Below are 22,098 nucleotides of genomic sequence, written 5' to 3' on the forward strand. Positions count from 1 at the left end.
CGGGGGCGGTCCGGCGCGGGCCACGGGGCGGCCGTCGGTCAGACGTCCTCCCACCGGTCGCCTCCCCGCTCGCTCGCTCCGTCCCCCGGTGCGCTCAGGGTCTCACGCTGCGTGGGCTCTCGGCGACAGCCGGCGGCTCCGCCACGCCCGGTCCGCCCGTCCGGCCCTCGACCATGCCGAGCACCGCGCGGGCCGTCGGCTCCGGGGCCTCGAGCATCGCCACGTGGCCGACGCCGTCGAGGAGCAGGAGCCGGCCGTCGGGCACGGTCGCGGCCAGCCGGGGGGCGAGCGCCGGGTCGACGAGCCGGTCGCGGCCGCCCCAGACCACCAGGACGGGCATCCGCAGCCCCCGGGCGGCCCGCCAGGCGTTGGCCGGGCCGAGCCGCAGGTAGGAGGTGATCAGTCCGCGCATGCTGCGGGCCAGGGCGCGGTCGGCCCACGGCTGCTGGGCCCGCTCGTGCATCTCCCGGACCGCCTGCTCCAGCCGCTCCCGCGGCACCGCGGCCGGGTCGCCGAAGCACATCCGCACCATCGACCGGACGTTCTCGTCGGGCGGGACGGCGGCCAGCCGGCGCTCGGCGAGCGCCGGGACACCGGGGACCAGCAGGAGCAGCAGCGCCCGGCTGAACGCCGGAGGCACCCGGTACACCGGCATGGCCGGGGAGACCAGCGTCAGCGTCGCCACGAGGTCCGGGCGCAGGGCCGCGGCCAGCAGGCTCACCAGGCCACCGAGCGAGTTGCCGACCAGGTGCACCGGGTGACCCTGGCCCGGGCCCGGCTCGGCGACGACGTGCTCGAGGACGTCGACGACGGCGCGGACGTGGCCGCGGATGGAGTACCGGCCGCGAGCCGGGGGGCCCGACCGGCCGAACCCGGGCAGGTCGACCGCCCAGCCGTCGAACCGGACCGCGAGCAGGGCCGCGAGGTCGGTCCAGTTGGTGGAAGCGCCACCCAGGCCGTGCACGTAGAGCGCCCGCTCCCGCGGCGCGTCCGCCCCCGCGCCGTCCTCGACCGGGCCCCTCCACGGCGTGCGGCGCACGAACACCTCCCCGCCGCGCACCGGCACCCCGACCCCCGGCCACGGCGGCACGACGGAGCCCAGCACCGGCAGGGGGGTCGGGGAGAGCGCTGCCTCGGACATCACCCTCGACGGTAACGCTGCGTACCCATCGGTCGAGCGCGGCACGAACCCGTCGGTAGCATCCCCCTGCCATGCAGCCTCCACAGCCCGCCGCGGTCAACCGGCGCACCTCCCGCCTGCCGCGCGGTGCACGCCGGCTCCAGCTGCTGCGCGCGGCCCAGGACGTCTTCGTCGCGCACGGTTTCCACGCCGCGGCGATGGACGACATCGCCGTCCGCGCCGGGGTGAGCAAGCCGGTGCTTTACCAGCACTTCCCCGGCAAGCGCGAGCTCTACCTGGCGCTCCTGGAGGAGCACGTCACCGAGCTGGCCCGCCGGGTGGCAGAGGCCATGGGCGGCACCGCCGACAACCGGGCCCGGGTCGACGCCGCCGTCGGCGCCTACTTCGACTTCATCGACGCCGACGGCGAGGCTTTCCGGCTGGTGTTCGAGTCCGACCTGCGCAACGACGACGACGTGCGCGCCATCGTCGACCGCGGTACCGCGCTGTGCGTCGAAGCCATCGCCGGTGTCATCGCGGCCGACACCGGTGCGGACCCCGAGCGCGCCCTCCTGCTGGCCTCGGGCCTGTCCGGGCTGGCCGAGAGCAGCGCCCGCTGGTGGCTGCCGCGGAAGGGCACGGTGACCCGCGACGAGGCGGTCTCGCTCATGTCCGCGCTGGCCTGGCGCGGCATCTCCGGGTTCCCGCGCGTGGACGGCGACCAGCCCGCTCCCTGAGGAGCTGCGTTCGCTGACGGCGCACCCGCTCGCCGGGTGCCGGCGGGGCGGTCTGCACTAGCGTTGGGGCCAGTCGCGCAACGAGGAGGCATCGCCCACGTGGAAGTCAAGATCGGCGTCCAGCACTCGCCCAAGGAGCTGGTCATCGACAGCCCCAGGACCCCCGACGAGATCGCGGCCGAGGTGGCCAAGGCCATGTCGGGCTCGACCAAGGACGGCCTGCTCACCCTGGTCGACGAGCGGGGCCGCCAGGTCCTCGTCCCCGTCGACCGCATCGCCTACGTGGAGATCGCGCAGGCCGACCAGCGCCGCGTCGGGTTCATCGCCGGCGCCTGACCCAGGCCGCCCGGACGGGGCGTCACCGCACCGCGGTGGCGCCCCGTCGTCGTGCTCGGGGTCGCGACCGGTGCCCCCGCGGGGCCAGGGCCTCCCCACGGAGCGCCTCGGTGTCAGGGGTTGAGCCCGAGCGCCTTCATCCGCGCCGTGTGCGCCTGGGTGATGCGCTCGATGAGCCGGCCGACGCCCGAGAGGTCGCCGGTGCCGGAGATGATGAGCTCGGCGAGCGGGTCGTGCTCGGCGATGACGGCCTGCGACCGGGTCATCGCCTCGCCCACGAGCCGCCGCCCCCACAGCGCCAGCCGGCCGGCGACCGACCGGTCGGCGGCGATCGCGGCGCGCACCTCGCGGACGGCGAAGTCCGCGTACCCCGTGTCGGCGAGCACGTCGAGCACCAGCCCGCGGTCGGGTTCGGGCAGGAAGCCGGCGATCTCGCGGTAGAAGTCGGCGGCCAGGCCGTCGCCCACGTAGGCCTTCACCAGCCCCTCCAGCCAGGTGCTGGGGCGGGTGCTCTCGTGGAAGGTGTCGAGCGCGGAGACGAACGGCTCCATCGCCGCCGACGGGTCCACCCCCAGCTCCTCCAGCCGGGCGGTGAGCCGGAAGTGGTGCCCGATCTCGGCCGCGGCCATCCGGGCGAGCGCGGCCCGGCCGGTGAGCGAGGGCGCCATGCGGGCGTCCTCGGCCAGCCGGTCGAAGGCGGTCAGCTCGGCGTAGGCGAGCACCCCGAGCAGGTCGGCGACCGCCGTGTTCTCGACCGGTGGCACGGCATCTCCTGGGCTCGGCGACGGGGGTGCCGGCCGCCCCCGACGAGTGATGCACCCGACAGCGGGGAGCGCGGCGCCGAGAGGCTAACCGGTGCTCGCGCTAGCATGGGAATCGGCGAGCCTCCGGGCACGCTCGTACATCTGCGCGCTGACGACCGCTGGACGACGCCCCCCGGGCTGTCTCCCGGGCCGTGGCGAGGTCCGGTTCTGCTGGCCGCGTCGGCGCTGGAACCGATCCCGCGACACCAGACCCGGGACGGGCGCGAGGCGGCGACACCGCTGCCGCAGCCGGTCCCCCAGCAGACCAGAGGCGAGACCACTGACCTCCACCGACCAGAACCCCACCACCGCACCCGAGCTGGAGCACGCCGAGACCGGCGCGCCCGCCCCCGAGGAGCTCGAGCAGGCCGTCGAGGAGCTCGGCGGCGCCCCCGTCGCCGCCGACAGCCCGCTGTTCAGCGACTTCGACGTGCACCCCGACATCGTGGCCGCGCTGGCCGACGCCGGGATCACCCGCACCTTCGCCATCCAGGAGCTCACGCTGCCCCTGGCGCTGGCCGGCAACGACCTCATCGGCCAGGCCCGCACGGGAACCGGCAAGACCCTCGGCTTCGGCGTCCCGCTGCTGACCCGCGTGACCCCGCCCGCCGAGGGCGCCGACGGTGTCCCGCAGGCGCTGGTCGTCGTCCCCACCCGCGAGCTCTGCGTGCAGGTCGCCCGCGACCTGGGCACCGCCGGCAGCAAGCGCGGCATCCGCGTGCAGGCGATCTACGGCGGCCGCGCCTTCGAGCCGCAGATCGAGTCGCTGCGCAACGGCGTCGAGGTCGTCGTCGGGACGCCGGGGCGGCTGCTCGACCTCGCCCAGCGCGGCGACCTGATCCTGGGCAAGGTGCGGGTCCTCGTCCTCGACGAGGCCGACGAGATGCTCGACCTGGGCTTCCTGCCCGACATCGAGCGGATCCTCGCGATGGTCCCCGAGAAGCGGCAGACCATGCTGTTCTCGGCGACGATGCCGGGCCCGATCGTCACCCTCTCCCGGTCGTTCATGACCCAGCCCACGCACATCCGGGCGCACGGCAACGACGAGGGCTCGACGGTCCCGCAGACCACGCAGTTCATCTACCGGGCGCACAACCTGGACAAGCCCGAGCTGCTCTCCCGGGTGCTGCAGGCCCGCGACCGCGGCCTGGCCATGGTGTTCTGCCGCACCAAGCGCACCGCGCAGAAGGTCGCAGACGAGCTGGTCGACCGCGGGTTCGCCGCTGCCGCCGTGCACGGCGACCTGGGCCAGGGCGCCCGCGAGCAGGCGCTGCGGGCCTTCCGCAGCGGGAAGGTCGACGTCCTGGTCGCCACCGACGTCGCCGCCCGAGGCATCGACGTCACCGGCGTCAGCCACGTCGTGAACTACCAGTGCCCCGAGGACGAGAAGACCTACGTGCACCGCATCGGCCGGACCGGCCGCGCCGGCAGCACCGGTGTCGCGGTCACCCTGGTCGACTGGGACGACATCCCCCGCTGGCAGCTGATCGACAAGGCGCTCGACCTGGGCTTCACCGACCCGCCGGAGACCTACTCCACCTCGCCGTGGGTCTACACCGACCTGGACGTCCCCGAGGGCGCCAAGGGCCGGCTGCCCCGCTCCCAGCGCACCCGTGAGGGCCTGGAGGCCGAGACGCTCGAGGACCTCGGCGAGACCGGCAAGCGCAACCGCCCCGCCGGGGGTGGCTCGCGTCCCGCCGACGACGACCGCCCGGCCGACGGCGGCAAGAGCCGGCCGCGGCGCCGCACCCGGCGCAGCGGGGGCGGGAGCGCCGACGACGCCACCGGTGACGCCGCCCAGCCGGACGCGCCCGCCGCGACCGACGCCCCCGCCGCCGAGGGCGGGAGCGCCAAGCCGCGCCGCCGGCGCCGCCGGCGCGGCGGTGCCGGGCGCGGCGGAGCGGCCGCCGAGGGCGCGGCGACGGGCGCCGACCCCGCGAGCTGACCCACCCCGCGATGGCACGGCTGGAGTCCCCGCCGCTGCGGGTGTGGGTCTGGGCGGCGGCCACGCTGGCGCTGGTCGCCGTCGCCGTCCTGCTGTGGCGGGGTTCCGACGCCGCCGCCACCTCCAGCACCACCGCTGCGCCGGCCGACGTCCCCCCGGGGCCGCCGGCCGGCGCCGTCTCCGAGGCGTGGACCACCGAGGCCGACCCGCTCCACGGCGGCGTCGTCGCCGAGGGCCGGGTGCTGGTCGGCTCCCCGCAGGGTGTCCGGGGCCTGGACCCGCTGAGCGGCGAGGAGGCCTGGCACTACACCCGCGAGAACGCGGTGCTGTGCGGGGCCACGGTGACCGACGGCGTCGTGGTCGCCGTGTTCCGCACCGCGGACCGCTGCGACGAGGCGGTCGCCCTCGACGCCGGCACGGGGGTGCGCGCCTGGACGCGCAACGTGAACTTCCGCCCCGGGGTGACCCTCGGCTCCACCGACCGGATCGTGCTCGCCGCCACCCCGACGGGCATCGTCACCCTGGACCCGGCCGGCGGCGGCATCCGCTGGCGGTACGTCCCCCCGGACGGCTGCGAGCTGCTGCAGTCGGCCGCCGGCGACGCGGGCGTGGCGGTGCTGCAGCGGTGCGCCGGCTCCACCGACCCCCAGCTGCGGCTGGTGGACGGTTTCGACGGCGACCTGCACTGGGCCCGTGACCTGCCGGCGGGGGGAGGCACCCCCGAGCTGGTGGGAGCGGACCTGCCGGTCGTCGTCCGGGTGGACGACGAGGTGCAGCTGCTGTCCGCCGCCGACGGCTCGCTGCTCACCACCCTGCCCGCCGAGCCCGGCGCGGCGGTCCGGCAGGTGGCCACGGACCCCGCCCTGCTGGTCCTCGCCGCGGGCACGCTGACGGCGGTGGAGCCGGGGTCCGCGCGCCCGCTGTGGTCCACCCCGGCCACCGGCCTGCCCGCGGGTCCGGACACCGCGGACGGCACGCCGGCGCTCCCCGTCCCCACCTCCGACGGGCTCCTCCACCTCGACCCCGCGACCGGAGCGGAGTCCGGCCGGACCGCTGCGCCCGCGCTGCCCGACGGCGCGGTGGCCGCCGTCGCCGGCCCCGCGGTGGTGCTCGCGCTGCCCGGCGAGGTCCGCGCCTACCGCTGAACGCCACCGGTGCGGCACGCCCGGCGCCGTGGTAGTTCACTGGGCACATGGTCCTGCCCGGCGGCCCCGATGCCCACGCCCTGTCCATCGCCATCGCGCCCGACGACCTCCGCCAGCTGGCGCAGCACGACGCCGTCCCGCGCACCTTCGAGGGCGGGGCCGGGCCGCTGGCCGCCCTGGACACCGGCGGCAGCGCCGCGCTCGGCACGGTGCTGATGGTGGCCGGCTACACGGGTAGCAAGGAGGACTTCGCCCCGCTGCTGCGCCCGCTGGCCGCCGCCGGCTACCGCGTGGTGGTGCTGGACCAGCGCGGGCAGTACGAGTCCCCCGGCCCGGACGACCCGGCGCAGTACTCGGTCGAGGTCCTGGGCGACGACGTGCGCGCGGTGGCACGCGTCCTGCGCGAGGAGGCCACCGGGCCGCTGCACCTGCTGGGGCACAGCTTCGGCGGGCTGGTGACCCGGGCCGCCGTCATCGCCGAGCCGGCGCTGTTCACCACGTTCACGCTGCTGGGCTCGGGCCCCTCGCGGCTCACCGGCCGCCGGGCCGAGCTGCTCGACCACCTCGGCCCGCTGCTGGACGCCGGCGGGGTACCGCTCGTGCACGAGACCCTCGAGCAGGTGGCGATGACCGACCCGAAGGCGCAGGCCGTGCCGGCGCCGACCCGGGCGTTCTACTCCCGGCGCTTCCTCCGCAACTCCGCCGCCGGGCTCCGCGGCATGGCCGACGCGATGCTGGCCGAGCCGGACCGGGTGGAGGAGCTCCGGGCCACGGGGGTGCCGGTCCTGGTCGCGCACGGCGAGGCCGACGACGCCTGGCTGCCGCACGTGCAGGCCGACATGGCGCGGCGGCTGGGCGCCCGGCACGAGGTCATCGACTTCGCCATCCACTCCCCCGCCGTCGAGAACCCGCCGCGCACCATCGAGGTGCTGTGCGACTTCTGGTCCGGCGCCGGGGAGCGGTCGTGAGCCGGCTGGCGCCGCTGCCCTCCCCCGCGGACTGGACCGAGGAGGAGGACCGGCTCGGCTTCTTCGGCCCGGGCAGCGTGACCTGGCGGATCCACGGTGACCCGGCCTACCACGTCGGCGCGATGGGCTCGCTGATGCTCCAGGCCCTGCACCCGGTGGCGATGGACGGCGTGGCGCGGAACTCCGCGGGTTTCAAGGACGACTGGTGGATGCGCATGACGCGCACCGGTCAGTACATGGAGACGGTCGTCTTCGGCCGGCGGACCGAGGCCCGCCGGATGGCCGCCCGCGTGCGCGGCTACCACCGGAAGCTGTCGGGCGTCGAGGAGACGACCGGCCGGGCGTACCGGGTCGACGACCCCGACCTGCTGCTGTGGGTGCACGCCTGCGCCGTGCGGTCGATCCTGACGACGGCGCGCCGGGCCGGCGTGGCGCTGTCGGAGGCCGACGCCGACCGCTACGTGGCCGAGCAGGTGGCCTTCGCCCACCTCGTGGGGGTGCCGCTGGGGACGGTGCCCCGCTCGGTCGCCGAGCTCGACGCCTACTTCGAGGTCATCCGGCCGTCGCTGGCCGCCACCCCGGCGGCCCGGAAGGGTGTCCGGGACCTGTTCCTCCCGCCGATGCCCGGGTGGCTGCAGGTGCTCACGCCGGCCCGGCCCGTGTGGGGTGGCCTGGCCGGGCTCTGCTTCGCGCTGCTGCCCGCCTGGGCCCGGCAGCTGTACTCGCTGCCCGGGCTGGCGCTCACCGACGCCGCGGCGACGGCGGGGGTGAAGGCGTTCCGGGCCGGGTTCCTGGCGCTCCCCGAGCGGGCGTACCGGTCACCGATCGTGCTGGCCGGTCTCGCCCGCACCGCGGGCTGAGGGGCCGGCAGCAGCGGGACTCCGGGTCACGCCCCGTCGTCCTCGGGGAGGAAGCTCCACGGCTCGCGGGCGGGACCGGCGGCCTGGCCGGCGGGGCAGCTCGACCGGAAGTCGCACCAGCCGCACTGCCGCCCCGGCACGGCCGGGAAGGCGGCGTCGGGGTCCGCGCCCGCGGCCACCGCCTCGCTCGCCGCCTGGATGTCGATCGCGACGTCCTCGGCGCGCCGCACGTGGTTGGCCAGCGACCGCTCGGTGTGCTCGAAGGCGGCGACCGTGCCGGTGGGCACGTGGTGCAGCTCCACCCGGGTGCAGGGCCGGCGCAGGGTGCGGCGGACGGCGAGGACGTAGAGCGCCAGCGCCTGCGAGCCGCGGGCCTCGTCATCGGTGCTCGGCGAGCGGCCGGTCTTGTAGTCCACGACCACCAGTTCGTCGCCGCGCTCGTCGATGCGGTCCACCCGCCCCGAGAGCGTCATCCGCTCGGTCATCGTGCTGACCGTGCGCTCCCGTGCGCGGGGCTCCTCGGTGGGGTCGACGCGGGCCAGGTAGTCGGTGAGCCAGCCGGCCGCCCGCGCCCGCCAGCGGTCGGACTGCTCGTCGTCCCGGAAGCCGGCCGGGCTCCACGCGCCGATGAGCAGCTGCCGCGCGGCGCCGGGGGTGCGGCGCTCGACCGGCAGGTCCCACCACGCGGAGAGCACCTGGTGCAGCGCCGTCCCCACCGTGTGGTGGGCGAACCGCGGGCCGCGGGGCGGGGTGGGCCGGTCGACGTTGGCGAACCGGTAGCGCCGGGGGCAGTCGGAGAAGTCGCCGAGCGACTTCGGGGAGGCGCGCAGCAGCCGGCGCGGCATGCCGGGCAGGACCGCCTGCCCGCCATCGGTGGGGTTGCGCATGCCGGTCACGGTAGCCGCGGGGGGCGACGTGCCCGCCTCAGTCGCGCCAGGGCGCGGCGCCGGTCCCGGCCGCCACCAGGCGCTCGTACTGCCCGGGGTCGGTCGTGCAGGCGCCGAGCGGCGTCTGCTTGTTGGTGCCGTGGTGGTCGCTGGAGCCGGTGACCAGCAGGCCGAGGTCGGCGGCCAGCCCGCGCAGGTGCGCGCGCTGCCCGGGGGTGTGGTCGGGGTGGTCGACCTCCAGGCCCAGCAGCCCGGCCGCGGTCATGGCGGCGATCGCGTCGTCGCCCACCACCCGGCCGCGCTTCGTGGCCAGCCCGTGGGCGAACACCGGCACGCCGCCGGCCGCCCGGACCAGGGCGATCCCCTCCCGGACGTCGGTGTCGGCCTTGCTCACGTAGTAGGGGCTGCGGTGGTGCAGCAGCCCGGCGAACGCCTCCTCGACGCTGCGCACCACGCCGGCCCGGACCAGCGCCGCCGCCACGTGCGGCCGCCCGACGACGCCGCCGGCGGCCTGCTCGACCAGTTCGGCCCAGGAGACCGGGTAGCCGTCGGCGGCCAGCGCCGCCACGATCCGCTCCGCGCGGCCCAGGCGCTCGTCGCGCAGCCGGGCCCGCTCCGCGGCGAACGCCGGGTGCAGCGGGTCGAAGAGGTAGCCGAGCAGGTGCACGCTGACCGGCGGCTCGTCCGCGGGGAACCAGCGGCAGGACAGCTCCATGCCGGGGACGACGGTGAGCCCGGCGGGACGGTGGGCCTCCGCCGCCGCCCACCCCGCGGTCGTGTCGTGGTCGGTGAGCGCGACCACGTCGAGCCCCGCCGCCCGCGCAGCGGCGAGCAGCGCGGCGGGGTCGTCGGTGCCGTCGGACACCGAGGAGTGCGTGTGCAGGTCGATCCGCATCACGGCTCAGCCTGCCCCACACCGGCCGGCGCCACCCGCTGGCGGCCCGCTCACGGCTCGCGCGGCCGGATCTGCGGGAGGGGTTCGGTGTCCCGCCGCCCGCCGGTCGCGACCGGTCCGGCCGGGGGCGGCGCCTCCGGGTTGCCCTCGTCGTCGCCGGACGAGGCGCTGCCCCAGTCGCTGCCGAACAGCAGGCCGCTGACCTCGCGGTACAGGTCACCGGCGCGCGGCAGGAAGGTGATCTCCGACAGCCCCTGCTGCTGCCCGGCCGACTCGAAGCGGAAGGTCCCGTAGCCGAGGATCTGGCCGAAGAACGTCTCCTTCCACGTCAGGTCGGTGATCCGGCGCAGCGGCAGCAGGGTGACGGTGCGGACGATGACCCCCGAGGTGAGCAGCACCCGCCGCCGGCTGACGATGAAGTGCCGGAACCACCACTCGCCGACGCGCAGGGCGTAGGTGAGCACCGCCGCCAGCACGACGAGCATCCCGACCGTGCTGGTCACCCCGTTCTCCGGGTCGAGCACCAGCAACCAGCCGCCGGCCAGCAGCACCGGCAGGAACTTCAGGGTCGGCACGATGAGCACCGCCCAGTGCCGGCGCGTCACCACGACCGCGTCCTCGTCGTCCAGCAGGTACTTCCGGACGTCCTTGGCGGCCCGGGTCGGCAGCCCTTCGGGGGCGCTCACGGGCTCAGACGAGGGAGCCGACGAACTGCGCGAGGGAGGAGGCGGCGTCGCCGAGCGCCTCGCCGGCGTTGCGCACCAGCTGCGCGGAGGACTCCGGCGCCTGGATCACGTAGAAGAGGACGAAGGCGACGACCAGCCAGGTGAGGACCTTCTTCAGGTTCACCGCCACCTCCGTGGTGTGGGGAAGGCGGCCCGGGTGCCCGGGCCGGCAGGAGGGCCCGCCGGGTGTGCGGCGGACGCGTTCGTCCCATGAGTAACACAGGCCCCACGGCCGACCCACCCGACGCGCCGGTCGCCGGCGGCCGGTCCGGTTCCGGCGCGGGCGGGGTCAGCGGCCGGGCAGCAGGTGCTCCCCCACCGGCCCCAGCGGCAGGTCGGGGTAGATGCGTTCCCGCAGGTCGAGCAGCCGGAGCGGCTCGACCAGCAGCCAGGCCGCGTTCATCGGCCACATCACCAGCCACAGCCAGACCCCGTAGGCCTCCCCCACGAACGCCGCCCGGTCCTCGCGGGTCGGCACCGCCCACAACGGGGCGTGCTGACCGGCGGCCTCGACGCCGACCGAGCTCGGCCCGGAGATCACGTCCCCGGGGTCGAGCCCGGGGAGGCCGGCGTAGCCGCACCCCACGCCGGTGCCGGGCTCCTCGGCCACCAGCACCAGTTCGGCGGCGCCCCCGAGGGGCGCCGGACCGGCGCAGTCGACGACGATGGCACGGGCACCCGGTTCGCCGCCCCAGGCCAGGCCGGTGACGGCCCACCCCGACGGCATGGGGTCGGGCACCCACGCCGGCACCCGGGCGTCGGCGGTGACGGCGGCGATGGCGTCGTGGGCGACCAGCGCGGTGTGGTGCAGCGGGGTGACCGCGCCGTGCAGGTGGCACCAGGCGTGCGCCGCGGACCCGTGGCGGACGACCAGTGGCTCACCGCAGCGCGGGCAGACCGGCGACGCACTCATCGGGGACACGGTCTCGGGAGCGGCGCGGATCGTCAAGCGCAGCCGCCGCCCGGCACCGGCGGCCTGCGTAACCTGCGGGCGTGACCGCCGCCGATCCGCCGGCGGTGCCGTGCGTCGGCGCCGTCGTGCACGACCGGGACCGCCGCCTGCTGCTGGTCCGCCGGCGCAACGAGCCAGGGCGGGGCCTGTGGTCGCTGCCCGGGGGCCGCGTCGAGCCCGGCGAGACCGCGGCCGGCGCCGTGGAGCGGGAGGTGCGCGAGGAGACCGGGCTGCGGGTGCGGGCCGGCGCGGAGGTGGGTCGCATCCGCATCGAGGGCGGTGCGGTCGTCTACGACGTCGTCGACCTCGCCTGCACCCTCCTGGACCCCGGTGCGCGGCCGGTGGCCGGGGACGACGCGGCCGACGCCGTCTTCGCCGACGCCGCCACCCTCGCCGGCCTGCCCTGCACGCCCCGGCTGGTGGAGACGCTGCGCGGGTGGGGCGTGCTGCCGGACTGACCGGGCAGCACGCCCCACCGGCCTCAGCTCAGCCGCGGGGCGCGGGCTCCGGGCGGCCGGGCTGCTCGCCGCCGCGGGCCTCGCCGTAGGAGCGCTTGGGCACCATGACCTTGCGGCGGAAGATGCAGACGACGGTGCCGTCCTGCTTGTAGCCGATGGTCTCGACGTGCACGACGCCGCGGTCGTCCTTGGACTTGGACGGCGTCTTGTCCAGCACCGTGGTCTCGCCGTAGATGGTGTCGCCGTGGAAGGTCGGGGCGACGTGCCGCAGCGACTCGATCTCCAGGTTGGCGATCGCCTTGCCCGAGACGTCGGGGACGCTCATGCCCAGCAGCAGCGAGTAGATGTAGTTGCCGACGACCACGTTCTTGCCGAAGTCGGTGGTCTTCTCCGCGTAGTTGACGTCCATGTGCAGCGGGTGGTGGTTCATCGTCAGCAGGCAGAACAGGTGGTCGTCGTACTCGGTGACGGTCTTCCCGGGCCAGTGCTTGTAGACGGCCCCGACCTCGAACTCCTCGTAGTACCGACCGAACTGCATGTGCTCGCTCCCGACGTCGACGCTCCAGAACGGCGTGATCCTACGGAGGGGGCGCCGCCCGCTCCCGCGGGCGCCCGGTCACAGCAGCTCGAGGACCGGGCCGATCTCCTGCGTGGCGTACCAGCCGAGCTCGTGCCCCTCGGCCTGGTCGACGACGAACTGCGCGTCCTCGCTGCCGAGGTCGGCCTCCAGGACGACGGCGACCGCGGCGCGGACGTCCTCCTCGGCCTCGGCGTCGTCGAGGTGCGCGCTCGCCACCTCCTCGACCCGGATCTCGTGCTCGAGGCGGGCCGCGCCCGGGTCGACGTGCGGGTCGTCCATCGGGGTCACCGCGGCGTCGGGCACGTCGGCGGCGAGCACGGCGCGGCGGCGGACCGCCAGCGGGTCGAGGTCGAGCAGCCGCAGGCTGGCGCGCGCCGCGGCGAGGAGGGCGGCGTACTCGAGTTCCTCGGTGTCGGCCTCCGCGTCGCTCACCGCGTAGAAGCGGCGCAGCTCGGGGGTGATCGCGAAGACGGTCTGCGGAGCGGGCAGCCGCCCCTCGTCGACCAGGGTGCGGAGCACGTTCGTCGTCGCCGGCAGGTACACGCGCACCCGGTCGACCCCCTTCGTCGGTGGAAGGTCGACCGTAGCCGCCGGCTCAGGTCGAGGTCTCGACCAGCCCCGCGACCTCCTGCTCGATGAGGTCGGCGAGCACCTCGACGTCGCTGACGCTGTCCCGGTCGGCGTTGAGGCCGAAGAACACCGTGCCGTCGTAGGAGGTCATGCCGATCGAGAGCCCCTGCCCCCGGGCCAGCGGCACGACGGGGAAGACGTCGAGCACCCGGCCGCCGGCGGCGTACAGGGGCACCTGCGGGCCGGGCACGTTGGTGACGACGAGGTTGAACAGCCGCCGGGAGAGCCCGCGCGCGGCGCGGGCGCCGAGCGCGTGCAGCGTCGAGGGGGCGAAGCCGCTCAGCGCGATCAGGCTGTCCGCGCCGACCGACCGCCCGTGCTGGGTCATCCCGCGCATGGCGTAGGTCAGGCGGGCGAGGCGGACCCGGGGGTTGGGCTCGCCGACCGGCAGGTCGACCAGGTGGGAGGTGACCTGGTTGCCGCCGGTGCCGTCCTCGTCCTGCACCGACACCGGCACGAGGGCGCGCACCGACGTGCCGCCGACCAGCGGCTCGCCGCGCGAGAGCAGCCACTCCCGCAGCGCACCGGCGACGACGGTGAGCAGCACGTCGTTGACCGTCCCGCCGTGCGCCTTGCGGACCCGCTTGAGGTCGTCGAGATCGGCGCAGGCCACCGCGACCCGGCGCTGCCGCCCGATCGGCGCGTTCAGCGGGCTGTGCGGCGCCGGGAGGATCGCCGAGCGCGCCGTGCGCACCAGCCCGCCGGCCACGCCACCGATCCGCACGGCGGTCGCGTGCGCGTCGGTGACGGCGGAGCGGGCGAGCTCCACGAGCGAGGACGGGCGGCGCCGGTAGTCCTCGAAGGCCGCCCACACCAGCTCGGCACCGGACGGCGACCGCCGGGGCCGCCACTCGTCCGGCTCGGGCACCGGCGCGTCCGGGGAGACGTCGAGCAGCACCTGGCCGATGTCGACGGCGCCGAGCCCGTCCACCAGCGCGGGGTGGGTCTTGGTGACCACCGCGACCCGGTCCCCCTCCAGCCCCTCGACCAGGTAGGCCTCCCACAGCGGGCGGCGGCGGTCCAGGGGGCGGGACATCAGCCGGGAGACCAGGTCGAGCAGCTGCCGCTCGGTCCCCGGCCGCGGCAGCCCCGACCGGCGCAGGTGGTAGGTGATGTCGAACTCGGGGTCGTCCACCCACACCGGGTTGGCGAGGTGCCCGGGCACCTCGGCCACCCGCTGCCGGTACCGGGGCACCAGGGGCAGCCGCGCCTCGACCAGGGCCGCCAGCGCGTCGAGCCCGCCCGGGGGCGCCTCGAGGACGAGCACCCCGCCGACGTGCATGGGCGTGCCGGGCTCCTCCAGGTAGAGGAAGGAGGCCTCCAGGGTGCCCAGCCGCTCGACCATCGTTCTCCTCCCCGCGCGGTCCCTCACGCTACGACGCGGACGGCGATCGGGACAGCCCGCGGTCAGCCCGCCCGCCGGCGGCGGAGCGCGGCGCGCCGGCCGGCCGCGGGGGCGGGCACGCCGGCCAGCTGGGCGGCGAGCGCGCGCAGCTCCGCCCGCAGGGGCGAGCCGGTCGCCGCCTCGGCCAGGGTGCGGCCGGCCGCGAGGGCGGCATCGGTCGCGCGCCGGTCCGCCGGGAGGAAGGACCGGGGGCGCCGGCCGGTGAACCGCTCCAGCGCGTCGCCGATCTCCTGGCGCGGGTCGCCGGGCACCGGCCCGCGGCGCAGCTGGTTCACCACGAGCACCGGCTCGACATCGGGCAGCACGTCGCGCAGCTGGTCCAGTGCCCGCACGCACCGTTGGAGGGCGACCGGGTCGGCCCCCGAGACGCACAGCACCGTGTCCGCGTGCTCGAGGACGGCGAGGGTGGCGCCGTTGCGGCGCGGGGCCGCGGTGTCGTAGGAGAGCTCCTCGTCGTCCTCCACGCCGAAGGAGCAGTCGACGACGGTGAGCTGCGCGAGGTGGCGGGCCTCGTCGAGGACCGCGGCCACCGCGGCGGGGCGGAGCTCGGGCCAGCGGTCGGCGCGGGCGAGACCGGTGAGCACCCGCAGGTCCGGCCGGACCGCCCACGCCAGCGAGGCGAGCGCCCTGGCGTCCAGCGTCCCGAGGCCGGCCTGCCGGGCCGCGCCGGCGAGCCCGGGCGACTCGTCGAGCAGCCCGAGCACCTGGGCGACCACGCCGCCGTGGACGTCGGCGTCGACCAGCAGGGTGGGCACGCCCAGCCGGGCCGCCTCGTCGGCCAGGCCGACCGCGACCGTCGTCCGGCCCGGCGCGCCGGTCGCGCCCCACACGGCCACCACGCGGCCCCGCTCCCCCGGCGGCCGTCCCGGCTCCGGGGGCCGCGAGGGCGCCGGGAGCGCCGCGCGGAGGTCGGCGACGTCGTGACCGGGCAGCGGGGCGCCGGCGACCGCGTCCCGCAGCGCCTCGGCGATCAGCTCCGGGTCCGCGTCGGCCGGTAGCACCCGGGCGACGCCCAGTCTGCGCAGCCGCTGGGCCGCTGCGTCGTCACCGGGCTCGACCAGACCGACGACCGCGACGCCGGCGGCGTGCAGCCGGGCGACCGCGTCGCCGTCCAGCCGGCGCAGCTCCGCCGACAGCAGCGCCGCCTGACCGGTGCCGGTGGCCGCGGCCGCGAGCAGGTCGGAGACGTCGACGCAGCGCCGGACGACGGTGACCCCGTGGTCGTCGCGGTCGAGCGCACCGACGAGCGCGGACTCCCAGCCCGCGCCGGTGACGGCGGTGAAGACCTGGAGCGCCATCAGCCGGTCGGCCCGGTCGGCGCCGCGACCGCGCTGCCGTCCGCCGTCGCGCCGGCGGGGTGGGCGACGACCACGAGGGGGCGCCCGGCGATGGACGCCAGGACGCCGGCGGCGTCACCGGCCGCCACGCCGACCACGACCTGCACCGTGGTGGTCGGCGTCGACAGGACGCCGTCCGCGCCGCCCGACACCGCCTGCACGGGTGCCGCGCCGACGACCAGGCCCACGCTGCCCAGGTCCGCGCCGGTGGCGCCGGCGGCGGGGTCGGCGACGGCGTACACGTCGACCACCTGCCCGCGGCGCAGCCCCGGGGGCACGTAGCCGGCCTGGACCGGCAGGGCGAGCTGGACCAGCTCCGACGGCTCCTCGAGGGCGGAGCGGGGCAGCAGCTCACCGGCCCGCACGCCGTGGGAGAGCTCGCGGCCCTCGGGGCGGGTGCTGCCCGAGAGGTACTTCTCGGCCGCGTCGTCGAGCCGGACGTCGACGACCACCAGGTCGTCGGCGGTCAGGACCGTCCCGGCCGCGAGGTCGGCAGCAGCGCTCCAGACCGGCACGGTGGCGTCGGCGGCGCCGACCACCCGCGCGCCGAGGAGCACCGAGGCGAGCACGAGCAGCACGCCGAGCACCAGACGGAGGTCCAGCCAGCCGGGGGGCCGGACCCGCCGCGGGGTGGGCCCGGCCGGCAGCTCGGTGGCGCCGGGGACGGCGCCCGGGGTCCGCACGGCGCTCACGCGACCTCATCTCTGCCGGCACGCCGCCGGCCCGGTCGGGTGCGCCGGCCCGCGGTGCGGGCCGTCGGCGGCGTTGGGACGCCGATGATGCGGTATGCGTGCGAACTCGTGCATCCGCCGTCCACACGTTCGGGTGTGGACGGCCGCCACGGACCACCGGCACGGCTGACAGACTGGGCCGCGAACGGACGGAGACACCGATGCCCACGCCCCGCTTCCTGACCCTCGACGACGTCGCGGAGATCCTCAACGTCTCGTGGTCGCAGGCCTATGCGCTGGTGCGCCGCAAGGAGCTGATCGCCATCCAGATCGGCGGACGCGGCCAGTGGCGCGTCGAGGTGGACGAGCTCGAGCGCTTCATCCAGCAGAAGTACGCCGAGGCCCGCGCCGGCACCGTGCCGCCCGAGCCGGCCGCCGGGTCCGCCGCCACCGCCGACGCCGCCGAGCAGCGCGGCTGACGGCTCACTCCCACCCGGGCGCCAGGGTGCGCACCACGGCGACGGCGTCGACGACCACCGCCGAGACCCGGCGCACCGCCCCCGCGCGACGGGGCTCCTCCGCCGCGTGCTCGGCCACCTCCACGTAGTCGGCGCCCACCCGGTCGATCGTCCCGGTCAGCCGCGCCCCGTCGTCCAGCAGGAGCTGGACGGCGCTGCGGTCGCGCGCCAGCCCGCGCAGCGCCCGGCGCAGGTCCAGCCGGGCCCGAACCGGCCCCGGCTCGCCGGCCGCCGCCGCCCAGCGCCCCAGCCCGTCCACCGCCCGGACGGCTGACACGGCCACCAACTGGTCGCGGCCCTGCTCGTCGGCGAGCAGCAGCCAGTCGCTCCCCTGCGCGGCGAGCACCCCGCGGACCCGGCCCGCCCCGCGGCACGTCACCACGAGCTCCGCGCCGAGCGATCCCCCGATCCGGTCGGCCAGCCGCACCGCGCCGAGCTCCGCGCGGGCGCGCGAGGCCAACTCCGCCCGGTCCTGCGCGTCCTCCGCGGCCTCGAACTGAGCCTGCAGGTCCGCGAACAGCTGCTGCCACCGCATGCCGCACAGCCTAGAACGATGCACGTGCTTGCGTTTGATCGCATTTGCTTGATTTAGTGCTGCGACGTCAACGTTGAGGAGGGCCGGTGTCGGTGCGACGACTGCTCGGGACGGGTGCCGGCATGGGCGGCGCCGCCGTCGTGCTGGCCGTGCTGGCCCCGGCGCCGGCCGCCTCGCTGTCCGCCCTCGCCGCCGCCCAGCGCACGGCCGACACCGCGGGCCCCGACGTCCTGGTCGCGCACCTCGTGGGGGTGCTCGCATGGGCGGTGTGGGGCTGGGGGGCGCTCGGCCTCGCGCTGACCGCGGGCTCGGCGCTGCCCGGAGCGAACGGCGCGCTCGCCGCCAGGGCACTCCGCGGCGTGCTGCCCTCCGGCGCCCGGCGGGCCGCCGCCCTCGTCCTGGGTCTCGGGCTGGGCATCGCACCCCCGCTCCCGGGAGCGGTGCTACCGGGACCGCCGGCCGCGCCGGCCGCCGCGGCCGAGGAGGTGCCCGCTCCCCCGATGCCGTCGTCCGCCGTCCCCGACTGGCCGCCGGCTCCGGCGCCCCCACCGGACGCCGCCGCACGCACCGTCCCCGTGCCCGACCGGCCGCCGGCGACGGCACCCGGGGAGCACGTCGTCCTGCGCGGCGAGTGCCTCTGGCGCATCACCGAGGACCACCTGGCGGGCACGCGGGGGCGGACGCCGTCGGACGCCGAGGTGGCGAGCGCCGTCACGGCCTGGTGGCACGCCAACGCCGAGGTGATCGGCCCCGATCCCGACCTGCTGCTCCCCGGCCAGGTGCTCCGACCACCGGCCCTGCCGTGACCCGCCCGTCCCCCACCGCCGAACCCGGGAGTCATCGATGACCGCACCGTCCCGCACCGCCCTCGCGCCCCTGCAGCTGACCGTCGTCCCCACCCCGCGGCCGCCGGGCGGGCTGCGGCCCGCGCTGCGCCTGGTGCACCCCGACCGGGCGCTCCCCCTGCCGCAGCTCCCCCCGGGGCCGCGGCCGGGAGCCGCCTCCCCTGCCCTCGCGCACGACGAGTTCGGGCCGGTGCTGACCGGCCGGGCCGGCCTGCCGCCCGCGGGCGCGGCGGCGCGGCGGCTGGTCACCACCGCGCTCGAGGCGTTCGCCGGCCGCCGCCCGCTGGCCCAGCTGCAGCCGCTGACCTCGACGGGCGTCTACGCCGCGCTCGCGGCCGGGCGCCGGCCGCGGTGGTGCGCCGGGGGCAGCGCGCCGGTGGTGGTCGGTCCGGTGCGCGTCTGCGAGCCGGTGGACGGCGTGGCGGAGATCAGCGCCGTCGCCCACCGCGGCGGGCGCGCGCACGCCGTCGCCGCGCGGCTGGAGGGCATGGACGGCCGGTGGCGCTGCACCGCTCTGCAGATCGGCTGACCGGCCGGCGGACCGCGCCGGTCAGCCGGGCAGGGTGACCAGCGTGCGCCCGTCGCCACCCACGAGCTCGAGCCGGGCCAGCTGCTCGGGTGCGAGCGCGATCGTGCCGGTCCAGGAGAGCTCGCCCTCCCGTCCGGTGGTCCAGCTCCGGGTGCGGTGCCGCTCGCCGTCCCGGCCCACCGCCACCAGCCAGCACGTCGTCCCGCGCGGGAGGCCCTCCGTGGTCAGCGAGATGCTCGACCCGTTCCCCTCCGCGGCGACCGTCGCCCAGGCGTGCAGGTCGCCCGCGCTGCCCTGCATCGTCGCCGGCTCGGCCGGCCCGGAGGTCAGGACCACACCGGCGCCGATGCCCCCGCCGACCACCACCACCGCCGCGACCGCCCCGGCGAGGAGCCTGCGGTGGCGCAGGCGGGCCGGGCGCAGGGGCACCGCCGAGCGGCGCAACCGCTGGAAGGAGACCTCGCTCGGGACCGGGGCCTCCGCGTGCACGTCCCCGGGCCGGACCGCGGCCAGCAGCGGCGGCAGGCCGCCCAGCTCGCCGAGCGCCCCGCTGCACACGGGGCAGCCGCGCAGGTGGGCCGCCATGCCCATCCGCTCGTCCGGCTCCAGGGCGTCGAGGAGGTAGGCGCCGACGTCGACCTCCCGCGGGCAGCTCACGTCGTGACACCCCGCTCCTCGAGGACGAGCTTCAGCGCCCTGAGGGCGTAGAAGACCCGCGACTTCACCGTTCCGGGTGGCACGCCGAGGACGACGGCCGCCTCGGCGACGGTACGCCCGGCGTAGTAGGTGTGGAGCAGCACCTCGCGGTGGGCCGGGGTCAGCGCCGACAGCGCGTCGGCGACCAGCCAGCGGTCCAGGGCGGCGTCCACGCCGTCGTCCGCGGCCAGGTGCGGGAGGGCGGTGTCGTCGACCTCGGCGGGGCGGGCCAGGCGCGCCCGGTGGCGGTCGACGACCAGCCGACGGGCGACGGTGAACAGCCACGGGCGCAGCGGCCCGCGCGCCGGGTCCATCACCTCCGGGTGGCGCCAGGCCTGCAGCAGGGTCTCCTGCACCACGTCCTCCGCGGCACCGCGGTCACCGCCGTTGAGCCGGATGACGAAACCCAGCAGCGGGCCGGCGTGCTCGTCCCAGAGCCGGCGCAGCAGCGCCTCGTCGGCCGTCTCCGGCACCCTGGATCGGCTCACCCCGAGGAGCATCCGGCTCACCGCCGTCGCTGTCGATACTCCGGCTCGCGGCTGCCGGACCCGGCCGGGGCCCCGGAGCCCGGGGCCCCCGGGCAGGCCGGCGCCGCGGGTGCCCCGGGGCGTCGCCCGCATCGTCGTCACGTCCTCGTGAACGTGCGTCCGGGGCCCCCGGTTCAGCCTGCGCCCCGAGCGGGTGAACCGTCCCCGCCGCCGCCCCGTGCTCCCCGGTAGACCGGAGCGGAGGCCAGGTGCAGAGCAGACCACGGACCGCCCCACCGTGCCCGCCGCCGACCCGCGGCCGCGCACCCTCCTCCGACCCGCGGGGTGGGTGAGCGCCCCGTGCGGCTGGACGAGCCGGCTCCGTCCCGGACCGCGCTGTGGCGGGCCGGCGAGGTCGCGCACGCCCGCGGGGAGTTCGTGGGCCAGGAGAGCTTCATGCGGGCCGGCGAGATCCGTGCCCTGGCCCGCCGGGCAGGCATCGGCCCCGGCGTCTCGGTGCTCGACCTCTGCTGCGGGGTCGCCGGGCCGGGGCGGATGATCACCGCGGAGTCCGGGTGCCGCTACCTGGGCGTGGACAGCTCCGCGGGCGCCGTGGGGATCGCCCGCGGCCTGGCCGGCGGGTTGCCGTGCCGGTTCGAGCAGGCGCACGTCCCCCCGCTGCCCGACGACCGCTTCGACGTCGTCCTGCTCCTGGAGACGATGCTGGCCTTCCGCGACAAGGCGCCCCTCGTCGAGGCGGTCGCCGGCGTCCTGCCGGCGGGAGGCCGTTTCGCCTGCACCGTCGAGGAGGGCCCGCCGCTCACCCCGGTCGAGCGGGCCCGGATGCCGCAGGCCGACACCGTCTGGCCGATCGGCCTCGCCGAGCTGACCGGCCTGCTGCGGGCGGCCGGCCTGGCCGTCACCTGGCAGGAGGAGTGGACGGCGGCCCACGCCGAGACGGCGACGGCGCTGCTGCGGTCGTACGAGGCGGATGCGGCCGGGATCTCGGCGGCCCTCGGCAGCGCCGCCCTGGCCGACCTGCTCCGCGCCCACCGGGCGTGGGCCGACTGGCTCGGGTCCGGGCGGGTGCGCAAGTTCGCGCTGGTGGCGGAGAAGCGGTGACCTACCCCTACACCCGCTACCTGGCGGCCAAGAAGACCGTGGACGACCGCGCCCTCAACTCCCAGGTGCTGGCCGACCTCCGGCGCCTGGTGCCGCCGGGCGCCTGCCGGGTCGTGGAGATCGGCGCCGGGCTCGGGACGATGGTGGCGCGGCTGCTCGAGCGGCAGGTGCTCAGCTCGGGCGAGTACGTCCTCCTGGACGTCGACCCGCAGCTGCTGCGGGACTCCCGCGGCTGGCTCTGCGCCTGGGCGGCCGACCGGGGCGTCGGCACCGAGCTGCTGCCCGACGGGGTGCGGCTCGGCGAGCTGCGGGTGCGCCTGGTGGAGGCGGAGATCGGCGACCACCTGGCCTCCGGCGGCGGGGAGCCGGCCGACCTGCTGATCGCCAACGCCGTCCTCGACCTGGTCGACGTGCCCGCCGTCCTGCCCGGGCTCCTCCGGCTGGTGGTGCCGGGCGGCGCCTACTGGTTCACCGTGAACTTCGACGGCGAGACGGTCTTCCAGCCCGACCACCCGGCTGACGACGACGTCCTGACGGCGTACCACCGCACCATGGACCAGCGCGTCCGCTTCGGCCGCCCGGCCGGCGACAGCCGCACCGGCCGGCACCTCTTCCACCAGCTCCGGGACGCCGGCGCCCCGGCCTGCTCGGTGGGCGCCTCCGACTGGGTCGTGCACCCGGGCCCGGACGGCTCGTACCCGGGAGACGAGGCCTGGTTCCTCGAGGCCATCCTGCAGACGGTGGAGGAGGCCCTGACCGGCCCCACCGCACCTGCCGGCCTCGCGGACTGGCTGGCGACCCGCCGGGCCCAGCTCGCCGGGGGCGAGCTCGTCTACCTGGCGCACCAGCTCGACCTCGCCGGGCGGTCCCCCGCCCGGCCGGCCGTCCCCGGCTGAACCGGCGCGCGCCCGCATCCGTGGTCCCTCGCAGAG

27 protein-coding genes are annotated in these 22,098 nt (G+C 76.9%); 12 read left to right on the plus strand and 15 right to left on the minus strand.

What is annotated here, in order from left to right:
- Positions 1–94: 94 nt before the first annotated feature.
- Positions 95–1,141 carry an alpha/beta fold hydrolase gene (locus E9549_RS06985; RefSeq protein WP_236825811.1) on the minus strand — a complete coding sequence of 349 codons (1,047 nt, stop codon included), beginning with the start codon at positions 1,139–1,141 and terminating at the stop codon, positions 95–97.
- A gap of 71 nt (positions 1,142–1,212) precedes the next feature.
- Between E9549_RS06985 and E9549_RS06990 the strand changes: the two genes are divergently transcribed.
- Both E9549_RS06990 and E9549_RS06995 read left to right on the plus strand, forming a co-directional pair.
- The gene (locus E9549_RS06990; protein ID WP_236825812.1) at positions 1,213–1,857 is read left to right on the plus strand and encodes a TetR/AcrR family transcriptional regulator; all 645 of its coding nucleotides are present in this window, start codon (positions 1,213–1,215) and stop codon (positions 1,855–1,857) included.
- A gap of 99 nt (positions 1,858–1,956) precedes the next feature.
- On the plus strand, positions 1,957–2,193 hold the full coding sequence (locus E9549_RS06995; RefSeq protein WP_236825813.1) for a DUF3107 domain-containing protein: 237 nt from the start codon (positions 1,957–1,959) through the stop codon (positions 2,191–2,193).
- Between the two features lie 113 nt (positions 2,194–2,306).
- On the opposite strand, the gene E9549_RS07000 is transcribed toward E9549_RS06995, so the two are convergent.
- Positions 2,307–2,957, minus strand: coding sequence for a ferritin-like fold-containing protein (locus E9549_RS07000; protein WP_236825814.1), 651 nt, complete (start codon positions 2,955–2,957; stop codon positions 2,307–2,309).
- A gap of 469 nt (positions 2,958–3,426) precedes the next feature.
- On the opposite strand from E9549_RS07000, the gene E9549_RS07005 reads away from it, so the two are divergent.
- Genes E9549_RS07005 through E9549_RS07020 form a run of 4 tightly spaced genes read left to right on the plus strand, consistent with a single transcriptional unit; the run spans position 3,427 to position 7,914 of the window.
- Positions 3,427–4,941: a DEAD/DEAH box helicase gene (locus E9549_RS07005; RefSeq protein WP_236825815.1), complete on the plus strand. Its 1,515-nt coding sequence runs from the start codon at positions 3,427–3,429 to the stop codon at positions 4,939–4,941.
- A gap of 11 nt (positions 4,942–4,952) precedes the next feature.
- Positions 4,953–6,086 (plus strand): PQQ-binding-like beta-propeller repeat protein, encoded by a 1,134-nt coding sequence (locus E9549_RS07010; protein ID WP_236825816.1) that lies wholly within the window; start codon positions 4,953–4,955, stop codon positions 6,084–6,086.
- Positions 6,087–6,133: 47 nt separating this feature from the next.
- A complete protein-coding gene (locus E9549_RS07015; RefSeq protein ID WP_236825817.1) occupies positions 6,134–7,054 on the plus strand; it encodes an alpha/beta fold hydrolase in 921 nt (306 codons plus the stop codon).
- A complete protein-coding gene (locus E9549_RS07020; protein ID WP_236825818.1) occupies positions 7,051–7,914 on the plus strand; it encodes an oxygenase MpaB family protein in 864 nt (287 codons plus the stop codon). Before E9549_RS07015 ends, E9549_RS07020 begins: the two co-directional genes overlap by 4 nt.
- A gap of 26 nt (positions 7,915–7,940) precedes the next feature.
- Here E9549_RS07020 and E9549_RS07025 read toward each other — a convergent pair whose 3' ends face one another.
- From E9549_RS07025 to E9549_RS07045, 5 genes are all read right to left on the minus strand, one after another.
- Positions 7,941–8,801, minus strand: coding sequence for a PD-(D/E)XK nuclease family protein (locus E9549_RS07025; RefSeq protein WP_236825819.1), 861 nt, complete (start codon positions 8,799–8,801; stop codon positions 7,941–7,943).
- 37 nt (positions 8,802–8,838) lie between these two features.
- On the minus strand, positions 8,839–9,696 hold the full coding sequence (locus E9549_RS07030) for a PHP domain-containing protein (RefSeq protein ID WP_236825820.1): 858 nt from the start codon (positions 9,694–9,696) through the stop codon (positions 8,839–8,841).
- 50 nt (positions 9,697–9,746) lie between these two features.
- Positions 9,747–10,382 carry a PH domain-containing protein gene (locus E9549_RS07035; RefSeq protein WP_236825821.1) on the minus strand — a complete coding sequence of 212 codons (636 nt, stop codon included), beginning with the start codon at positions 10,380–10,382 and terminating at the stop codon, positions 9,747–9,749.
- A 4-nt stretch (positions 10,383–10,386) separates the two neighbouring features.
- A complete protein-coding gene (locus tag E9549_RS07040) occupies positions 10,387–10,545 on the minus strand; it encodes a hypothetical protein (protein ID WP_236825822.1) in 159 nt (52 codons plus the stop codon).
- A gap of 165 nt (positions 10,546–10,710) precedes the next feature.
- On the minus strand, positions 10,711–11,334 hold the full coding sequence (locus E9549_RS07045) for a DUF6758 family protein (protein ID WP_236825823.1): 624 nt from the start codon (positions 11,332–11,334) through the stop codon (positions 10,711–10,713).
- An 80-nt stretch (positions 11,335–11,414) separates the two neighbouring features.
- Between E9549_RS07045 and E9549_RS07050 the strand changes: the two genes are divergently transcribed.
- Positions 11,415–11,831, plus strand: coding sequence for an NUDIX domain-containing protein (locus E9549_RS07050; protein ID WP_236825824.1), 417 nt, complete (start codon positions 11,415–11,417; stop codon positions 11,829–11,831).
- 28 nt (positions 11,832–11,859) lie between these two features.
- Here E9549_RS07050 and E9549_RS07055 read toward each other — a convergent pair whose 3' ends face one another.
- The 5 genes from E9549_RS07055 to E9549_RS07075 form a co-directional block, all read right to left on the minus strand.
- A complete protein-coding gene (locus E9549_RS07055) occupies positions 11,860–12,369 on the minus strand; it encodes a MaoC family dehydratase (RefSeq protein ID WP_236825825.1) in 510 nt (169 codons plus the stop codon).
- A 78-nt stretch (positions 12,370–12,447) separates the two neighbouring features.
- Positions 12,448–12,960 carry a hypothetical protein gene (locus E9549_RS07060; RefSeq protein WP_236825826.1) on the minus strand — a complete coding sequence of 171 codons (513 nt, stop codon included), beginning with the start codon at positions 12,958–12,960 and terminating at the stop codon, positions 12,448–12,450.
- Positions 12,961–13,006: 46 nt separating this feature from the next.
- Positions 13,007–14,386 carry a wax ester/triacylglycerol synthase family O-acyltransferase gene (locus tag E9549_RS07065; protein WP_236825827.1) on the minus strand — a complete coding sequence of 460 codons (1,380 nt, stop codon included), beginning with the start codon at positions 14,384–14,386 and terminating at the stop codon, positions 13,007–13,009.
- 62 nt (positions 14,387–14,448) lie between these two features.
- Positions 14,449–15,744, minus strand: coding sequence for a chromosome partitioning protein (locus E9549_RS07070; RefSeq protein WP_236825828.1), 1,296 nt, complete (start codon positions 15,742–15,744; stop codon positions 14,449–14,451).
- Complete coding sequence (locus tag E9549_RS07075) at positions 15,744–16,475, minus strand: SAF domain-containing protein (protein ID WP_236825829.1); 732 nt, start codon at positions 16,473–16,475, stop codon at positions 15,744–15,746. Before E9549_RS07075 ends, E9549_RS07070 begins: the two co-directional genes overlap by 1 nt.
- A 200-nt stretch (positions 16,476–16,675) precedes the next feature.
- Here E9549_RS07075 and E9549_RS07080 point away from each other — a divergent pair, with 200 nt between their 5' ends.
- Entirely contained in the window at positions 16,676–16,933 is a 258-nt protein-coding gene (locus E9549_RS07080; protein WP_236825830.1) for a helix-turn-helix domain-containing protein, read from the plus strand.
- 4 nt (positions 16,934–16,937) lie between these two features.
- On the opposite strand, the gene E9549_RS07085 is transcribed toward E9549_RS07080, so the two are convergent.
- A complete protein-coding gene (locus tag E9549_RS07085) occupies positions 16,938–17,507 on the minus strand; it encodes a hypothetical protein (protein WP_236825831.1) in 570 nt (189 codons plus the stop codon).
- An 86-nt stretch (positions 17,508–17,593) separates the two neighbouring features.
- Here E9549_RS07085 and E9549_RS07090 point away from each other — a divergent pair, with 86 nt between their 5' ends.
- Together E9549_RS07090 and E9549_RS07095 are read left to right on the plus strand one after the other, a co-directional pair.
- Positions 17,594–18,313: a LysM peptidoglycan-binding domain-containing protein gene (locus tag E9549_RS07090; protein WP_236825832.1), complete on the plus strand. Its 720-nt coding sequence runs from the start codon at positions 17,594–17,596 to the stop codon at positions 18,311–18,313.
- 37 nt (positions 18,314–18,350) lie between these two features.
- Positions 18,351–18,881: an Rv3235 family protein gene (locus tag E9549_RS07095; protein ID WP_236825833.1), complete on the plus strand. Its 531-nt coding sequence runs from the start codon at positions 18,351–18,353 to the stop codon at positions 18,879–18,881.
- Positions 18,882–18,902: 21 nt separating this feature from the next.
- Here the strand turns inward: E9549_RS07095 and E9549_RS07100 are convergent, their stop codons facing one another.
- Both E9549_RS07100 and E9549_RS07105 read right to left on the minus strand, forming a co-directional pair.
- Positions 18,903–19,538 carry a zf-HC2 domain-containing protein gene (locus tag E9549_RS07100; RefSeq protein WP_236825834.1) on the minus strand — a complete coding sequence of 212 codons (636 nt, stop codon included), beginning with the start codon at positions 19,536–19,538 and terminating at the stop codon, positions 18,903–18,905.
- Positions 19,535–20,065, minus strand: a complete 531-nt coding sequence (locus tag E9549_RS07105) for a sigma-70 family RNA polymerase sigma factor (RefSeq protein ID WP_236825835.1) — start codon at positions 20,063–20,065, stop codon at positions 19,535–19,537. Before E9549_RS07105 ends, E9549_RS07100 begins: the two co-directional genes overlap by 4 nt.
- A gap of 324 nt (positions 20,066–20,389) precedes the next feature.
- Here E9549_RS07105 and E9549_RS07110 point away from each other — a divergent pair, with 324 nt between their 5' ends.
- Together E9549_RS07110 and E9549_RS07115 are read left to right on the plus strand one after the other, a co-directional pair.
- Positions 20,390–21,166, plus strand: coding sequence for a class I SAM-dependent methyltransferase (locus E9549_RS07110; protein ID WP_236825836.1), 777 nt, complete (start codon positions 20,390–20,392; stop codon positions 21,164–21,166).
- Positions 21,163–22,062 carry a trans-aconitate 2-methyltransferase gene (locus tag E9549_RS07115; protein WP_236825837.1) on the plus strand — a complete coding sequence of 300 codons (900 nt, stop codon included), beginning with the start codon at positions 21,163–21,165 and terminating at the stop codon, positions 22,060–22,062. Before E9549_RS07110 ends, E9549_RS07115 begins: the two co-directional genes overlap by 4 nt.
- Positions 22,063–22,098 lie beyond the last annotated feature (36 nt).

Origin of the sequence: Blastococcus sp. MG754426 (genome assembly GCF_021699055.1) — a bacterium.
Lineage (GTDB): Bacteria > Actinomycetota > Actinomycetes > Mycobacteriales > Geodermatophilaceae > Blastococcus.